This is a genomic window from Leifsonia sp. 10N434 (genome assembly GCF_056394405.1).
The window spans coordinates 24380-40186 of record NZ_JBFTHV010000007.1 but is presented as its reverse complement, the minus strand read 5'-3'; the positions used below and the strand labels follow the sequence as shown (position 1 = coordinate 40186).

Here is a 15807-nt window from a genome sequence, read left to right as displayed (position 1 = left end):
GGTGGATGCGTGACGGGGGGCGGACGAGCGGCACGATGCGCCCGTTCTGGCCCGTCAGATCGCGCGCCCAGGCCGGCGTTCTCGCGGCCACAGCGCTCACGGTGCTGGTGATCACCTTCCTCGCCGCGGTCATGGTCGGCCTCGCCGTGCGGTCGCCGACGGCCGCCGTGCGGCAGAGCATCGAGGCCGGTCCCGCCGCCGCCGTCTCGCTCGCGCTGCAGGCCTCGCTCTCCGAGGACGGCGACGCGCAGGACGCGGTCGTGCGTGCGACCATCGCGAAGAGCTTCGCGGGAACGGCCGTCACGGTCGACCGCACCGCGTACGTCGCGAGCACGGCGCTCACCACGAGCGGCCGCTCGGTGCTGGCACTGGCCGGCGACGACGCCGTGGAAGCGCGTGCGACGCTCGCGGCCGGCAGCTGGCCCGGCGCATCCGGCGCATCCGGCGCGACCGGCGAGGTGGCCGTCGACCGCGAGCTCGCCGCCGCCCTCGACCTGGCTCCCGGCTCCACGCTCACCGTCGCCGGTGCCGACGGGCCCGTCACCCTGCGGGTCACCGGCGTCTGGCGCGCCACGCATCCGGACGCCTCCGCGTGGCTCGGCATCACCGCCGGCACCGGCGGGACCGATGGTCGCGTGATCGTTGCCCCGGACATCCTCCCGACGGTCTCGACCTCGCCCGCCGCGCAGTGGGTCGTCACCCCGGACGCCCGTCGCACCACCGCCGCGCAGCTGCCCGCACTGCGCACCGCCTTCACGCACATCGCCGACGCCCTCACCGAGAAGCCGAACGCGGCGAGCTCGCCGTTCGCCGGACTCGGCGGGGCGGCGGCGACCGTCGCCGACATGCAGCAGTCCGTCGGCGCGCTGAGCGCTGTCGTCCCGGTGCCGCTCGCCGTGCTGGCGGTGTGCTCGGCGATCGCGCTCATCCTGCTCGCCCAGCTGCTGGCTCGCTCGCGATTGACCGAGACGCGGCTGCTGCGGGCGCGGGGCGCGACCGTGGAGGATCTGCTGCGGGTGGGAGCGGTGGAGTCGGCCGTGGTGGCGCTCGCCGGGGCCGTACTCGGCGCCGTCGCCGCGCAGGCGGTGCTGCTCGGCCAGGTCGGCCCTCCCGGCGGCTGGCCCACCGGCGTGCTGGAGGTCGCCCTGCCGCCGCTCGTGGTCGTGATCGTCGCAGTGGCCGCCGCCCTGCTCATCACGGGTCTCTCGGCCCGCTCCGCCACGGGCGCACCCGGTGCGGTGGAGGCCGGGCGCGGGCGCTCGGCCGTCTCGGCCGGGCTGGCCGTGCTGGCCGTGGTCGCCGCCGGGGTCACGCTCTGGCGCTTCCTCTCGTTCGGGTCGCCCGTCGCCGCGGACGGACGCGTCGACCCCGTCGGCGTCATCGCCCCGGCCGCGGTGCTCTGCGCGATCGCGATGCTCGGCCTGCTGCTCTTCGGGCCGGCCGCCGCCGCGGTCGAGGCTGTCGCCGCACGTGGTCGTGGTGTCGGGGCCGTGCTGCCCGCCCGTCAGGTCGGACGCGGCCTGGCCCTGTTCGCCGCACCCGTCGCCCTCGTCGTGCTCACCGTCGGGGCCGCGACCTTCTCGGCCGGCTACGTCGGCACCTGGAGCGGCTTCCTGCACGACTCCTCGCGCCTCGTCAACGGCTCGGACGTCCGCGTCGCGCTGGGGGTCGAGGGCAGCACCCGCGGACCCGGCGACGCGACCGGCGTCGCGAGCCTTGCCAAGGACCCGTCCGTGTCCGCAGCGGCCCCGGCGCTCACCACGGACGCGGACTTCGGCCAGGGGACCATCACTCTGGTCGCGGTCGACGCGCGGAGCCTCCCCGAGCTCACCCGCGTCGGCGCCTACATGTTCGACGCCCCGACGGTCGCCCGTCAGCTCACGGCCGGTGCCGGCCTGCGCGGGGTCGCGCTCCCGCGCGGGGCTTCGGAGGTGACAGCTCAGGCCGGGGTGGTCGTCCCGGCGACGCCCGGAGAGCCGGCGGCGACGCCCCCGATGCTGAAGCTCACCTTCTGGGTGAGCGACGCGGCCGGTGAGGTCATCCCGTTGCCGGCGGCCACCACGATGAGCACGTCGACATCCGTGCGCGACGGTGTCCCCGGCACCCAACATGCTGCCCTGCCCGCCGGCGGTCCCTGGACCCTGGTCGCGGTGGACACCCACCTCGACACCGGGGCGACGGCGACGGCGGCCGAGGTGAGCATCCGGTCGCTGGCGACGCGCACCGGCGGCACCTCGACCCCGCTCGCCCTTCCGGATGCCCAGCAATGGCAACCGGCGACGAAGGCGTTCGGCGCACCGTTCTCGCTCGAGCCGCTGACGGGCGGTACGGGCGGCATCGGCTACCGTGCCGCGCTCGTCCCACCAGGCGTGGACAACGCGGTGCGGCTGATGCCCGCGGGCGGCGGGAAGGTGCCGGCCGTCTTCACCCAGGCGGCGGCCGCCGCGAGCTCGCTCACCGCCGGCGAGTCCGTCTCTGTGCAGGGGACCTGGGTCGACGTGGACGCCACCGTCGCCTCGGTCGTCGCTGCGGTGCCCGGCACGAACGAGCAGACCGCCGTGCTCGTCGACCTGCGCGCGCTCGACGACCAAGTGCTGCGCACCTCTCCCAACGCTCCCCGGCTCGGCAGCGTGTGGCTCGCCACCGATCGGCCGGATGCGGTGGCCGCGGCCGTGCAGCGGGCGGCGGGCGCCGACGCGGTCGTGAGCACCGCATCCGGATCATTCGTGGCGCGCTTCATGGCGAGCGCCATCGCGAGTCTCTGGCTGGGCACCGCCGGCTGCGCCGCCCTGGCCCTCGTCGCTCTCGGCGCCGCGGTCGCCGCCCTGCTCAAGCGCCGGCGCGGCGAGGTGATCGTGCTGCGTGCCGTGGGCATGAGCGGCCGCCAGCAGGCCGCGAGCCGGCGCCTCGAGGTGGTCGGCGTCGTCGCTGCTGCGGCGGTGTTCGGCCTCGCCGGCGGCGTCGCCGTGTTCCTGCTGGCCGGGAACGCCCTCGCGCGGCTCTCGGTCGTGACCGCCCCCAGCACGCTGGCCGTGCAGGGGCAGGTCGATGTGGTCGGGCTGCTCGCGGCTCTCACCGCCGTCGGCGTCGCGATCGCCCTCGTGCTCTGGTTCTACGGGTCGCGGGTGCGGCGACAGGTCGCCGACACCGCGTACCGGGAGGAGACCCGATGACCGCAGGGGCCTCGACGATCAGCGGCGCCGGACTGGCCCGGCGGGCGATGGGCGCCTTTCTCGGCGGCCTCCTCCTGCTCGGCGTCGTCGTGCTCGTCGCCACCACAGCGGTGGCGGCCTGGCCCCGGTTCGCCAGCACGCTCCTCACCGATGACCTGCAGTATCAGGTCGGGCAGACCCAGGCGGTCAACCGCGACCTCGTGACGCTGGTCGTCACCGGCGGAGACCTCTCCGGCATGCCGCAGAGCGCCGCCGCCACCTGGAAGGCGATGCCCGGAGCGCTGCAGTCGGTGCGGAACGGGATGAAGCCGGACCTGCGCGCCGTGACCGCGCCCGGCGACTACTCCGCCCGCAGCGACACCATCGGGATCGAGCCCCCGGCCGGCGCGGCGAGCAACAGCCGGTACGGCGCCATCCTGGAGGCGTACGGCAGCCTGCGCGACGTCTCCGTGCTCGACACGGGCGCGTGGCCGGCGCCCGCCCCGCCGACCATCCGGCAGGGCTCTGTCATCGAAGTGGTGCTCTCCACCGCCGCGGCCGGCGAGCTCGGCTGGAAGGTGGGGGAGAGCCGGGGATCGTCGCTCGGCGAGGACCCGATCTCTCTGAAGCTCGTCGGCACCGTGCACCCGAAGAGCGCGGGTGCTGACTTCTGGGCGCTCGACACCGAGCGCGCGCACGGGTTGTTCGCGGACCACGGCGACGGCGGCAAGGAGTACCAGGGCATCGCCTGGGTCGACCCCGGCTCCTGGCCGGCCATCGCACCGACCATCGGCTCGGCGATGACCGCCGGCTGGTTCCCCGTGCGTCCGAGCGCCTTCTCGGTCGACCGGATCGACGCCGTGAAGGGCGACCTGAACAACTTCCTGGCCTCTGCGCCCAGCGTGAGCATCGACTCGGTCGTGACGCCGTTGCGGTTCAGCACGGCGCTCGACCGGACGCTCGACGAGTTCCTCACGCAGGCGCAGCCGGCCAACACCCTCTTCGCCATCCTGGCGGCCGGACCGCTCGGGGTGGCGATCGCCGTGCTCGTGCTCGGCGTGCGTCTCGTGCTCGGCCGGCGGCGCGACGCCCTCGCCCTGATGGCGGCGCGCGGAGGCTCGCCCGGGCGGCTGCGCTGGGGTCTCGCGCTGGAGGGCGCTGTCGTCTCCGTACCGGCGGCCGCCCTCGGGCTCGCCGCGGCGCTCGCCCTCACCCCGCGCGGCGGCCCGGTGACCGTCTCGATCGTCGCGGCCGTGCTCTGCGCGCTGACGCCGCCGCTCGTGCTCGCCGTCGCGGCCGGTTCACTCGGACCGCGCGACGATCTCCGGGGCGAACGGGCGGCCAGACGGCGTTGGGGCTGGGTCGTCGAGCTGATCGTCGTCGGACTCGCCGTGCTCGGGGTCGTCGCGCTCTTCCAGCGCGGCATCGCCCCGCGCGATGCCGGCCTCGGTGTCGACCCGCTGCTCGCCGTCACGCCGATCCTGATCGCGCTCGCCGCCTGTCTCGTCGTGCTGCGCATCTACGCCGTGCCGCTCGGCTGGCTCGCCCTCTCGTTCCGCCGGCGGCCGGGCGCCGTCGCATACATCGGCTCGACCAGCGCCGTCCGATCCCGCGCCGGCGGGCTCTGGCCCGTCTTCGCGCTGGTCGTCGGCGTCAGCATCACCGTGTTCTCGGTGAGCATCCTGTCGACGGAGCGGGCCGGGATCGAAGACGGCGCGCGTGCCCGCGTCGGTGCCGACCTGAGCGTCAGCGCCGCCTCGACCTTCACCGACCAGCAGGTCGCGCAGCTCCAGAAGGTCGCGGGGGTCGCCCACACCGCGGTCGTCGAGTGGGCGGGCGGGCTGCAGATCCAGGCCGGAACGATCGGCGGCGACCTCTCCGGCTACCTCGTCGATCCGAAGCAGTTGGCCGTCGTCGAGGCCGACCTCCCCGAACGCGCTCGCATCTCGACGGCGCTCACGTCCGTCATCCCCGGTCGCACCGGAGCGGTGATCGGCGGCTGGTCGTCGCAGATCCCGATCACCAGCGCCATCCTGTACGCCCAGACGAACGTGCACCTCGCCGTGACGGAGTTCGACTACAAGCCCGGCGTCTACCTGTGGGACGCCGAATGGGCGATCATCGACAAGACCACCCTGCCCGCCGACGCCGGCGTCACCGGCAAGCCGAACACCGTGCTCATCGCCCTCGCGCCCGGCGCCGACGCCGCGAAGGTGCACGCGGCCCTCGAACGGATCGCCGGCGACGGTGCGAAGATCGGAGACGCCATCCAGGAGCAGAAGACGCTGCGGCAGGCGCCGCTCGTCTCCGGACTCGAGACCATCGCCCTCATCTCGATCGCGCTCGCCGCGCTCATGTGCATCGGTGCGCTCCTCCTCACGCTGGTGATGAACACCGCCTCGCGCACCCGCCTCGTCGCGACGCTGCGCACCATCGGATTCACGAGCCGGCAGACGGCCGGTCTGGTCGGCTGGGAGCTCGGACCGATCCTCGTCGTCGGGCTGATCGCGGGCATCCTGGTCGGTCTCGCCCTGCCGCCGATCGTGCTGGCGCCCGTCGACCTGAGCGGGTTCACCGGTGGCCCGATCGCCCCGGACATCGTGATCGACCCCGTGCTCGTCGCTGTCGCCGCCGGAGCATTCGCCCTGGTCACGGCGCTGGCGACACTCATCGCCCTCGCGGGCGCCCGGCGCCGGTCGCCCGCGGCCGTGCTGCGAGCTGGAGGAGAAGAATGACGGATGTGACGGAAACGAAACAGGAGGCAGACGCGAGCATCGTCTGCTCCGACCTGGTGCGGATCTTCACCGCGGAGGGCGTCGAGGTGCAGGCGCTGCAGGGCCTCAATCTGCGGGTGCGCAGCGGCGAGCTCGTCGCGATCGTCGGCGCCTCCGGATCGGGCAAGTCGACACTGCTCGGCATCCTCTCCGGTCTCGACAAGCCGACCGCCGGCGCGGCCTCGGTCGCCGGGCGCGATCTGCTCGGACTGACCGCCAAGCAGCGCGTCGCCTACCGCAGGCACACCGTCGGTTTCGTCTGGCAGCAGACCTCGCGCAACCTGCTGCCCTACCTCACCGCCCGCGAGAACATCGCGCTCACGATGTCGCTCGCCGGGACCCCCGGCCGCGAGGCGCGGTCGCTCGAACTCCTCGACCTCCTCGAGGTCTCGCACTGCGCCGACCGCCGGCCGGGCGAGATGTCGGGCGGCGAGCAGCAGCGCACGGCCATCGCCGTCGGCCTCGCGAACGATCCCCACGTGCTGCTCGCCGACGAGCCGACCGGCGAACTCGACGAGGCCACCAGCGCCGAAGTGCTCGAGGCGATGCGCGGCGTCAACCGCGAACTCGGCGTGACCACCCTCATCGTCACCCACGACCCGGCCGTGTCGGAGCACGTCGCCCGCACCGTGCAGATCCGCGACGGCCGCACCTCGACCGAGGTGCTGCGCCGCACCGGCATCAGCGAGAGCGGCGACGAGCACACCGTCGCCGAGGAGTTCGCCGTGCTCGACCGCGTCGGGCGTCTGCAGCTGCCGCAGGAGTACCTCACGAACCTCCGGATGCGCGACCGCGTGCGCCTGGCGCTCGAAAGCGATCACGTCGGCGTCTGGCCGCACGAAGACGAGGGGGAGCACGATGACGCTCGCTGAGACGGACGCGGGCCGAGCCGGGGAGGCCGCCGCAGCCCACGACGCCGCAGCGCACGCCACCCCGGAGCCCATCCTGCGCGCGGAGGGCGTCACCCGCGTCTTCGAGAGCGCTGCCGGCGAGGTCACCGCCGTCGCCGACGTGTCGCTGGTCGTGCATCCGGGCGAGCTGCTCGTGATCAAGGGGCGCTCCGGCTCGGGTAAGACGACCCTGCTCAACGTCCTCGGCGGGTTGGACCGGCCGACCGCAGGGACGGTGTGGCTCGAGGAGATCGAGCTGACCGCGGCATCCGAGGCCCAGCTCGTCGACGTGCGGCGATCCCGTCTGGGGTTCGTCTTCCAGGCGTTCGGGCTCGTACCGGTGCTCTCCGCTGCCGAGAACATCGAGGTGCCCCTCCGGCTCCTCGGAACCCCGCCCGGCGAACGGGATGCGCGGGTCGCAGAACTCCTCGACCTCGTCGGTCTCGCCGGACACGCCAAGCAGCGCCCGACCGAGCTCTCCGGCGGGCAGCAGCAGCGCGTCGGCATCGCACGGGCGCTCGCCGCCCGACCCCGCGTGCTCTTCGCCGACGAGCCGACCGGGCAGCTCGACAGCGTCACCGGCGCCGCCATGATGGACCTGCTCGTCGACCTCGTGCACCGAACCGGCGTCGCCGCCGTCGTCACGACGCACGACCCGCTGCTCATGGCCCGTGCCGACCGCGTGCTCGAACTGCACGACGGTCGCCTGCTCCCGCCGCCGCGGACGCGCGGACGTCACGCCGCGCCCACCGAACCGGATGCGCCGCGTCCGCCCGGGGACACCGAGTCGGTCTAGCCTCACCGTCTCCTCCCTGCGACCGGCGCGCGGTGAGCTGCGTCGGCTGATCACGCTGACCCACGCGTAGGCGCTCCCTCGCCGCACGTGGAGCTCCTACGTGCACGCGCACCATGCAAGCGTTGCACCGCATGGATTGCTAGGGCTTCTACGCCACTTGGAGTCCCCGCAGAGGATGAGGACGCCCCACCCAGCAGCGCGCATGACAGCAGCGCATCGGGCACCGAATCCTCAGACCATTGGAGACCAAGCATGCCCTCGGAACACACCGCGACCACCACGAAGTCCGGCCGCAAGCGACTCATCATAGGCGCGTGCTCGGTGCTCGCGGTCGGCGGTCTGCTGACCGCCGCAGCCTTCACCGACGTCGCGAACATCAACCTCGGCGCCGGCTCCGACGGCATCATCGGTGGTGAGGACTCGACGTTCGCTCTCCTCGTCGCCGACGCCGACGCCGACGGCAACCCGATCACGCCGGTGGACGACAGCGACTGGGTCTCCGCGAACACCGCAGCCGGAATCACCTACAACCTCGCTGGAGCGGAGCTGCTCGTGCCCGGCGACAGCGTCTCGGTCGACATCCCGGTCAAGAACGACAGCGTCAACTTCGACGCCCTCCTCGGGGCGAGCATTGTGAACATGGACCCCACGGGCGACAGCACCCTCATCGACGCGCTGCGCTTCACCGTCACCTTCACCGACGAGGACGGCGTGCAGAGCACGGTGATCAGCGACGCCGCCCTCGCCGCCGCAACTGCGGCGCTCGGCACGGCGACCCTCAGCCCGGGTGCCGACGGCGAGTTCGGGGTCACCGTCAGCCTCCCGTCGACCGCCGGCAACGAGATGCAGGGCAAGACCGCCGAGATCCGCGCCGTCATCGACGCCCAATCGCAGGCGGTCTGACCGCCGTCGGTGGTGGGTGCGCCGGGCCCGCGGCCCGCGCACCCGCCGCCGCCATTCCGATCACGCAGCAACCCCGAACCTGAACGTGAGGACACCCCTGTGCCTGTGCGCAGTCACACCACCCGTCTGGCGGCCGCCCTCGGCGTCTTCGGCCTCGCGGCCGCCCTGACCGGCGCCGCGGTCTTCGTGAACGAAGACGTCAGCGTTCATTTCAACGGCACGGACAACCGTTTCGCCATCGTCGCCGCGGCGGCCGAGGGGCACACCTGGACGCCGACGGCAGCCGAATGGCACGCCGGCAGCGCCGACCCGATCATCCTGGACCTCGGCGACGCGGACTCCGGACCCCGCGTGATCACCCCGGATGACCCCATCGAGGTCAGTATCGCCGTCAAGAACGACGGCCCGCTCGATGGCCTGCTCTCCCTGCACATCGACGACGTCGGCGTGGCCGCCGGCACCCAGAACCTCTTCGGCAGTCTGCAGTTCACCGTGACCGAAGGGTCCGACACCCTGCTCGACCGTCAGACCGCGGGGACGACGCCCCTCTCCTACTCGTGGCCGGCATCCGTGCCGGAGGGAGCGTCCAAAGTGCTCAGAGTGCGGATCTCGCTCCCGGCCACCGCGACCGACAACACCGGGTCAGCAGCCGGCATCCGCTTTCGCTTCGAAGGAGTGAACGCCTGATGACCCGCATCCCGACGCGCATGCGCGCGTGGCGGCCCACCCTGCCGAGAACGGGAACGTACCGGGCGTCCCTCGCCGTCGGCTGCGTCCTCGCCCTCGCGATCGGCTCCACCGCCGGCGCGTGGACCCACGAGTCGACCGGCACCTTCGCCGAGCTCCAGAACCCGGCGAAGCTGCGGCTGCTGGGCAGCAGCCCGTTCGCCGACCTGGCAGGGACGACACTCAGCCAGGCGGCGGAATTCGTCACCACGCCGCCGCCCGGCACACCCTGGTCGTCGATCACACCCCTGACCTTCACCAGCCCCCTCGCAGCGATCGACGCCGACGGCACCGGGCATCCGCTCGCCGTGACCGTCACGCTTCATCCGACTCCCGGATCGGACAGCCGCCTCATGGCGGCGCTGCGGTATCGCCTCAGGGATTCCTCCGGAGCATTCTCCGCGGCGGATCCCTGGCGCTCGATGGACGCGTTCAATGCTCTGCCCGCCGCGCAGCGCACCATGATCGTCAACGGCGACGACTCGAACAGGGCGACGTTCTCCGTCGACGTCCTCCTCGACGCGGACGCTCCCGTCCCACCAGACGGCGAGACGTGGGACGGAATGTTCGTCGCCCAGCTCGCGGGAACGGTCACGCCATGAGATCAGCCATAGCGCTCACCCTGACCTGCCTTCTGATGGCGTGGACACTGCTCACCCCATCGACCGCGCACGCTGCCGAGAGTCACGACGTGCAGGTGACGTTCCCCGCCCCCGGGCACAGCACGACATGGGAGGTGCCGATCGAGGGTTCGAGCGGTTCCGAGGCGTCCGCTGCGCGCGTGCTGCTCGGCTCCGCTCTGGTACTGCCCGACGAAGCGGTGCAGCCCGTGCTGCGCCTCACCGACGCGAACACCGGGGAGACACTGATGCCCCCGACGCCGCTGCGCGAGCTCAGCGCGACCGGCTACGACCTGCGGGCCGCCGACGGCAGCGTGCCCTCGCGGGTGCGCGGGGAGCTGTCCCTGCCGCGCGCCGCGGGAAACGCCTACCAGGGCGTCTCGCAGACCGTCACCCTCCGTGTCTCGACCGAGATCGACGATCGAGGCCCCGGGCCGGCAGGGGCCGGGGAAGAGGATGACGGCCTGGCGGCGACGGGTATGAACCTGCTGTGGCTGATCGGCCTCGGAGCGGGCCTGGCGGCCGCGGGGATCCTCCTCGCCGCCGGCGCACGACGTCGCCGCAACGACACCGCACCCACGACCTCCGAGGAGGCAGGACGATGAAGAAGCTCTCCCCGAAAACCTGGGCGGGTGTGGCGATCGCGACCACCCTGACCGCAGGGATCACGCTCACCGCACTGTTTCCGACCGCGGCCGCCTACACCGATCTCGGCAATGTGTCCCTGGGCCCCACCGTCGACACCGATCGGTACGACGGCGTCGGGCTCTTCGGCGCCGACTCCATCGTGCTCGACCCGGCCACGGCGACCCTCCCGATCGAACACGCCCTCGTACCCGGGTTCTCCTACGACGCGAGCGTGTCCGTGTTCAACAACTCCAGCACGCGCACGAGCGAGATCACCGTACGACTACTCGGCGGGGCCGTCTCCGCCTCCCGGATCGACGTGTCCGGGCAGCACCTCGTCTCACTCTCCATCGACGGGCAGCAGGTGCTCGACCGGGTACCGCTCGCCGACGCGCACGCCACCATCACCCTGCCTCCCCGAGCGGGGGCGCTCCTGCAGCCGGGCGACACCTGGTCCGGCAGCACGAACGAACGCGCACGCCTCGATTTCACGCTCGAGTATCCACTGAACGCGACTACAGAGGACCTCCACGATGGCGCGGTCTGTTGGCAGGTCGCCCTCACCGCGACACCGCGACCCTCCTGAAACCCGCGATCTCAAGCCCGCGACCCGGCCGGAAAGGACCCCCCTCCCGATGCGTACCCCACTTCGTCTTCCGGCTGTGCTGCTGACGGCGTCATTCGTCGTCAGTGCCGCGGTGGTGACGAACGCCGGCCCGCTCGCGGCGCGCGATACGAGAGCGGCGTACACGTCCGACGGATACCTCTCGACCGCCGAGCAGTACTCGCACTGGAAGGAAACGGTCTACGCTCCCGACCCCGCCTTCGACTCGAGCACCGGGGCGAACAGCGTCGTCTATTCGATCGCTGTCGATGATGACGGCAAGGTCCTCGCCGTCGGCGAGTTCAACGCCGTCAACGGCACAGCAGCGGGCAAGGTGGTCCGGCTGAACCCGGACGGCAGCACCGATCCCACCTTCGACACCGGCACTGGACTCCAAGGTGCGCCGTACGACGTAGCCATCGATGCCGACGGCAAGATCCTCGTCGGTGGCGTTTTCCGCGCCTACAACGGCACCGCGGCCGGCGGGGTGGTGCGGTTGAACCCGGACGGCAGCCTCGACTCCACCTTCGACACGGGCACCGGCATCGCCAACGACGGCCTTACCTCGGCAAGTGTTCGCTCTGTGGCCCTCGCCCCGGACGGCAAGATCGTCCTCGGCGGTCAATTCAGCAGCTTCAACGGCCGACCAGCCCGGAGTGTGGTCCGGTTGAACGTCGACGGCAGCGTCGACCCGACGCTCATCGCCGGCAGCGGCGTCAGTTCCGGCACGACGGATCTGGTGTCGGCCGCAGCCGTCGACGCAGACGGCAGGATCCTCCTCGGCGGCCTGTTCTCCGGGTTCAACGGGGTACCCGCCGGCAACCTGGTCCGGTTGAACGTCGACGGGAGCGTCGACACCGGGTTCAGCCCCGACGATCGAGGCCGTCTCAGCGGCCTGTTCCTCGACCCGGATGGCAAGATCTTCCCCCTCGGCTCCGGCGCCCTGGTCCGGTTGAATCCCGACGGGAGCCCCGACTCCGCCTTCGATACGGGCGCCGGTACTGATGAATCGGCCTGGGATGCCGCCGTGAACACCGATGGCACGACCCTCGTCGTCGGCAGCTTCACGACCTTCAACGGCGCGCCGGCCGGTCACGTCGTCCGGCTGAATCCCGATGGGAGCACTGACCCGACCTTCAGCGCCGGTACCGGCACCGATTCGGACATTCGCTCCGTCGCGCTCGACCCCGAGGGCCGAATCGTCATCGGCGGCTTCTTCACGACCTCCAACGAGATACCAGCCAACCACGTCGCGCGTCTGACACTGCAGACCGTGCCCCACTGAAGCCGCCCGAGCCGAACCGCTCCGATCCGATCCGAAAGAGCCTCAATACATGCGTAAGCCCCGTGTTCGTCCGGCTCTGCTGCTGACGGCGTCGTTCGTCGTCAGTGTCGCGGTGGTGATGAGCGCCGGCCCACTCGAGGCGCATCCCACGAGTGCGTCGTACCGATCCGATGGCTATCTGTCGAGCTCCGAGGAGCTCTCGCATTGGGTGGACACCATCTACGCGCCCGACCCGGCCGTCGACATCGGCACCGGCGCGGACGGCTCCGTGCAGGCCGTCGCCGTCGACGCCGATGGGAGGAGCCTCCTCGTCGGGGACTTCACCGCCTTCAACGGCACAACGGTCGGCCGCGTGGTGCGGTTGAACACCGACGGCAGCGTCGACACCGCTTTCGACACGGGCAGCGGCGCCAACGACACGGTGCGGGCGCTCGTTGTCGACGCTGAGGGCAGGATCATTCTTGGCGGCGACTTCACCGCCTTCAACGGCACAACGGTCGGCCGGGTGGTGCGGCTGAACCCCGATGGCAGCATCGACGCCACCTTCGATACCGGCATCGGCGCCAGCAGCACCGTGCATGGGGCCGCGGTCGACGCGGACGGCAGAATCGTCATCGTCGGTGCCTTCGCCGCGTTCAAAGGCACCTCGGCGGCGAACAAGGTGGTGCGGTTGAATCAGGACGGCAGCATCGACAACGACTTCACCGCCAACACGGGTACCGGCGCTCCCGGCGGCGTCATCCTGGACGTCGCTGTCGGCGTGGACGGCACGATCCTTCTCGCCGGTACCTTCACCACCTTCAACCGAACAGCAGTCGGCAACACGGTGAGGTTGCAGCCGGATGGCCGTACCGACACCACCTTCGACACCGGCACCGGATCCGACAGCACCGTGCGAACCATCGCGATCGACCCCGACGGAATGGTCGTCCTCGGCGGTGATTTCACCACTTTCGACGGCACAGAGTCGGCATCGCTGGTCCTCCTGCACCCGTCGGGCGCCGTCCACACCCGCTTCATCGGCAGCGGTGACAATTCAACGCGAACCGTCGCCCTGGACGCCGACGGCAACATCTTCTTCGGTGGCGTCCGCGCCGACGGGACCGGCCGGTTCGCGCTCCTGAACCGGGACGGCCGCGCCGACACCTCCCTCACCACCGGCACGGGCGCGGACGGCTCCGTCAATTCGGCCGCGTTGGACGAGGACGGCGCGCTTCTCCTCGGCGGCGACTTCACCACCTTCAACGGCGAATCGCACAGCAGGGTCGTGCGGCTGACCCTGCAGGTCGTTCCCCACTGAAACCGCCCGAGCCGATCCGCTGCCCGCGCGGCCGCGCGTTCAGCTGCGTGCGAGCTGCGGGTAGAGCACCCGCACGTCCTGGTTCAGCACCGCCTTCACGGCCTGCGCGGTCTCGCCCACGATGGCCTCGACGTCGCCGGCCTCGACGACGTCGAACGTCTCGGTGACGACCTGCGCCGGCGGCACCTTCACCCCCGTGGCGTTGGCGGCCATCTCGGTGTCGACCCAGCCGACGTGCACCCCGACCACCTGGATGCCCTTCGGCGCCAGTTCGACGCGCGCCGAGTTGGTCGCCGACCACAGTGCCGCCTTCGTGGCGCTGTACGAGCCGAGCGCCAGCCAGCTGAGCGCGGAGAGCATATTCACGATCGCCCCGCCGCCGTTGCGTTCGAGCACCGGTGCGAAGGCGCGGGTCACCAAGACGGGTCCCCAGAAGTTCGTGTCGAACTCGCGGTGGATCTCGGCGAGGTCGCCCGAGACGAGCGACTGATTCACGCCGATGCCGGCGTTGTTGACAAGCACCGTGACATCACCTGCCGCCGCGGCTGCCGCCTCGATGCTGTCGGCGTCCGTGACGTCCAGCGCGAGGGGGACCACGCGCGGATCGTCCGAGACGATGCTCTCCGGTCTGCGGACGGCCGCGTAGACCTTCGAGGCGCCGCGTTCCAGCAACTGGGACACGAACTCCGCCCCCAGCCCGCGATTCGCGCCGGTGACCAGGGCGACCTGTCCATTGAGATCTGTCATGACAATCCTCCAGAGGATGCGGTGAACGGTGTCGAAAATAAACCGATCGGTTTACTCGATGAAGCCGACAATACACAGATCGGTTTACTTTTCGCAATCCCGATTCTAGAATCGACCCATGACCGTCGTCGCCGAAACCCCCAACCCCAAGCCCAAGCCGCGTGAGCGCGTGCTCGAGGCGGCGGCGCGGCTGTTCCTGCGCGACGGCATCCATGTCGTCGGCGTCGACCGCCTCGCCGACGACGCCGGGGTCTCCAAGCGCTCGATCTACCAGCACTTCGAGAGCAAGGATGCGATCGTCGCCGAGATGCTGCGCGTCTACGGTCCGCGCGTGGTCGCCTCCTACTTCGACACCACCGACGAGCGAACGCCCCGCGAGCGCGTGCTGCACGTCTACGACGCTCTGCACGAGGCGGCCGAGGCGTCCGACTTCTTCGGCTGCCCCTTCGTGAACGTCGCCACCGAATTGCGCGACCGCGAGCATCCCGCAGCGCTCGTCGCGCAGCACTTCAAGCGCGAACTCACCGAGTTCTTCGAGCGGCAGGCCGTGGAGGCCGGCGCGGCATCGCCGCACCTGCTGGCCGTGCAGCTCACGCTGCTCTTCGACGGGGCGTCAGCCAGCGCAGCGCTCCGCGGAGGCACGCCGCTCGCGGCCAGGATGGCCGCCGAACAGCTCTTCGATGCCGCCGTGGACTCCGGCGCAGCCGGCCGGAGTTAGCTGACAGGGGCTAGCCCACCCGAGCTAGTCCACCGTCAGAACGCCTCGCCCGGGTCGATGTCGTGGTCGTCCTCGTCGTCCTCTTCGTCGGACATCGCGAAACGCTCCACATCGTCGAGGGCCGGCGCCTGTGCGTCGCCCGATGCGCTCCCCTCGTCGAGGAAACCGCTCCCGTCGGGATACCCGGCCTCGTCGGGATACTCGATCGACTCGCGTTCAGTCATCGTGACCACCTCCGCGACCCAGCTTGCTACTCCTGCTTCAGTGAGCGCCAGCCCCCGGCGCGATTATTCGCCACGATCCGGCGCAGGAACTCCAGCAGGGCGTCCCGGTCGATCGGGTCGCCCTCGCGGAAGCCGATCGTGCGCGCCGTCTGGTTGCCGTGGCCTGCCGTGATGAGCCCGGCCGGATCGGGCACGATCGCGCCGTCGTAGACGAAGAGGTTCACGTGGTCCTTGGCCGCCAGGAAAGCACAGACGTTGCCGTCCAGCACGAAGTAGGGCTGCACGGTGCGCTTGATCGTCTCCTCGATGCCCGGATCGGCATCGTGGATGATGTCCCGTAGCCGCTGGAGCAGCTCGCGCTGCCAATCCGGCCGCGCGTCGATGTACGCGTCGACGCGCGGATCCTTCGTGTAAGCGGTCTCTGCGGCGCCCATGCCGACA

Annotated in this window: 15 protein-coding genes; 12 read left to right on the top strand and 3 right to left on the bottom strand. The window is 71.3% G+C overall.

The window, feature by feature from the left end:
- Positions 1-5: 5 nt before the first annotated feature.
- The 11 genes from AC1DB1_RS16500 (at position 6) to AC1DB1_RS16450 (ending at position 13677) form a co-directional block, all read left to right on the top strand.
- Complete coding sequence (locus AC1DB1_RS16500; protein WP_477201593.1) at positions 6-3173, top strand: FtsX-like permease family protein; 3168 nt, start codon at positions 6-8, stop codon at positions 3171-3173.
- Positions 3170-5887, top strand: a complete 2718-nt coding sequence (locus tag AC1DB1_RS16495; RefSeq protein ID WP_477201592.1) for an ABC transporter permease — start codon at positions 3170-3172, stop codon at positions 5885-5887. Before AC1DB1_RS16500 ends, AC1DB1_RS16495 begins: the two co-directional genes overlap by 4 nt.
- Positions 5884-6798, top strand: coding sequence for an ABC transporter ATP-binding protein (locus AC1DB1_RS16490; RefSeq protein WP_477201591.1), 915 nt, complete (start codon positions 5884-5886; stop codon positions 6796-6798). Before AC1DB1_RS16495 ends, AC1DB1_RS16490 begins: the two co-directional genes overlap by 4 nt.
- Positions 6785-7612, top strand: coding sequence for an ABC transporter ATP-binding protein (locus AC1DB1_RS16485; RefSeq protein ID WP_477201590.1), 828 nt, complete (start codon positions 6785-6787; stop codon positions 7610-7612). Before AC1DB1_RS16490 ends, AC1DB1_RS16485 begins: the two co-directional genes overlap by 14 nt.
- A gap of 252 nt (positions 7613-7864) precedes the next feature.
- Positions 7865-8515, top strand: coding sequence for a hypothetical protein (locus AC1DB1_RS16480; RefSeq protein WP_271175590.1), 651 nt, complete (start codon positions 7865-7867; stop codon positions 8513-8515).
- A 99-nt stretch (positions 8516-8614) separates the two neighbouring features.
- The gene (locus AC1DB1_RS16475) at positions 8615-9202 is read left to right on the top strand and encodes a hypothetical protein (protein WP_271175589.1); all 588 of its coding nucleotides are present in this window, start codon (positions 8615-8617) and stop codon (positions 9200-9202) included.
- A complete protein-coding gene (locus AC1DB1_RS16470) occupies positions 9202-9843 on the top strand; it encodes a hypothetical protein (protein ID WP_271175588.1) in 642 nt (213 codons plus the stop codon). The genes AC1DB1_RS16475 and AC1DB1_RS16470 overlap by 1 nt, the downstream gene beginning before the upstream one ends.
- Positions 9840-10466: a hypothetical protein gene (locus tag AC1DB1_RS16465; protein WP_477201589.1), complete on the top strand. Its 627-nt coding sequence runs from the start codon at positions 9840-9842 to the stop codon at positions 10464-10466. Before AC1DB1_RS16470 ends, AC1DB1_RS16465 begins: the two co-directional genes overlap by 4 nt.
- A complete protein-coding gene (locus AC1DB1_RS16460) occupies positions 10463-11074 on the top strand; it encodes a hypothetical protein (protein WP_477201588.1) in 612 nt (203 codons plus the stop codon). The genes AC1DB1_RS16465 and AC1DB1_RS16460 overlap by 4 nt, the downstream gene beginning before the upstream one ends.
- Positions 11075-11123: 49 nt before the next feature.
- A complete protein-coding gene (locus AC1DB1_RS16455; protein WP_477201587.1) occupies positions 11124-12377 on the top strand; it encodes a hypothetical protein in 1254 nt (417 codons plus the stop codon).
- Positions 12378-12426: 49 nt separating this feature from the next.
- Positions 12427-13677 carry a hypothetical protein gene (locus AC1DB1_RS16450; RefSeq protein WP_477201586.1) on the top strand — a complete coding sequence of 417 codons (1251 nt, stop codon included), beginning with the start codon at positions 12427-12429 and terminating at the stop codon, positions 13675-13677.
- 39 nt (positions 13678-13716) lie between these two features.
- Here the strand turns inward: AC1DB1_RS16450 and AC1DB1_RS16445 are convergent, their stop codons facing one another.
- Positions 13717-14424 carry an SDR family oxidoreductase gene (locus tag AC1DB1_RS16445; RefSeq protein ID WP_271175583.1) on the bottom strand — a complete coding sequence of 236 codons (708 nt, stop codon included), beginning with the start codon at positions 14422-14424 and terminating at the stop codon, positions 13717-13719.
- A 118-nt stretch (positions 14425-14542) separates the two neighbouring features.
- Here AC1DB1_RS16445 and AC1DB1_RS16440 point away from each other — a divergent pair, with 118 nt between their 5' ends.
- Positions 14543-15142: a TetR/AcrR family transcriptional regulator gene (locus AC1DB1_RS16440; protein ID WP_271175582.1), complete on the top strand. Its 600-nt coding sequence runs from the start codon at positions 14543-14545 to the stop codon at positions 15140-15142.
- Between the two features lie 35 nt (positions 15143-15177).
- Here the strand turns inward: AC1DB1_RS16440 and AC1DB1_RS16435 are convergent, their stop codons facing one another.
- Together AC1DB1_RS16435 and AC1DB1_RS16430 are read right to left on the bottom strand one after the other, a co-directional pair.
- Positions 15178-15366, bottom strand: coding sequence for a hypothetical protein (locus AC1DB1_RS16435; protein WP_271175581.1), 189 nt, complete (start codon positions 15364-15366; stop codon positions 15178-15180).
- 26 nt (positions 15367-15392) lie between these two features.
- Positions 15393-15800: a DUF1801 domain-containing protein gene (locus tag AC1DB1_RS16430; RefSeq protein WP_477201585.1), complete on the bottom strand. Its 408-nt coding sequence runs from the start codon at positions 15798-15800 to the stop codon at positions 15393-15395.
- Between the last annotated feature and the right edge of the window lie 7 nt (positions 15801-15807).

Excerpts from the sequence above, each read along its gene's own strand:
- AC1DB1_RS16500 (WP_477201593.1), top strand. The coding sequence starts at position 6 with ATGCGTGACGGGGGGCGGACGAGCGGCACGATGCGCCCGTTCTGGCCC.
- AC1DB1_RS16495 (WP_477201592.1), top strand. The coding sequence starts at position 3,170 with ATGACCGCAGGGGCCTCGACGATCAGCGGCGCCGGACTGGCCCGGCGG.
- AC1DB1_RS16490 (WP_477201591.1), top strand. The coding sequence starts at position 5,884 with ATGACGGATGTGACGGAAACGAAACAGGAGGCAGACGCGAGCATCGTC.
- AC1DB1_RS16485 (WP_477201590.1), top strand. The coding sequence starts at position 6,785 with ATGACGCTCGCTGAGACGGACGCGGGCCGAGCCGGGGAGGCCGCCGCA.
- AC1DB1_RS16480 (WP_271175590.1), top strand. The coding sequence starts at position 7,865 with ATGCCCTCGGAACACACCGCGACCACCACGAAGTCCGGCCGCAAGCGA.
- AC1DB1_RS16470 (WP_271175588.1), top strand. The coding sequence starts at position 9,202 with ATGACCCGCATCCCGACGCGCATGCGCGCGTGGCGGCCCACCCTGCCG.
- AC1DB1_RS16465 (WP_477201589.1), top strand. The coding sequence starts at position 9,840 with ATGAGATCAGCCATAGCGCTCACCCTGACCTGCCTTCTGATGGCGTGG.
- AC1DB1_RS16460 (WP_477201588.1), top strand. The coding sequence starts at position 10,463 with ATGAAGAAGCTCTCCCCGAAAACCTGGGCGGGTGTGGCGATCGCGACC.
- AC1DB1_RS16455 (WP_477201587.1), top strand. The coding sequence starts at position 11,124 with ATGCGTACCCCACTTCGTCTTCCGGCTGTGCTGCTGACGGCGTCATTC.
- AC1DB1_RS16450 (WP_477201586.1), top strand. The coding sequence starts at position 12,427 with ATGCGTAAGCCCCGTGTTCGTCCGGCTCTGCTGCTGACGGCGTCGTTC.
- AC1DB1_RS16445 (WP_271175583.1), bottom strand. The coding sequence starts at position 14,424 with ATGACAGATCTCAATGGACAGGTCGCCCTGGTCACCGGCGCGAATCGC.
- AC1DB1_RS16440 (WP_271175582.1), top strand. The coding sequence starts at position 14,543 with ATGACCGTCGTCGCCGAAACCCCCAACCCCAAGCCCAAGCCGCGTGAG.
- AC1DB1_RS16435 (WP_271175581.1), bottom strand. The coding sequence starts at position 15,366 with ATGACTGAACGCGAGTCGATCGAGTATCCCGACGAGGCCGGGTATCCC.
- AC1DB1_RS16430 (WP_477201585.1), bottom strand. The coding sequence starts at position 15,800 with ATGGGCGCCGCAGAGACCGCTTACACGAAGGATCCGCGCGTCGACGCG.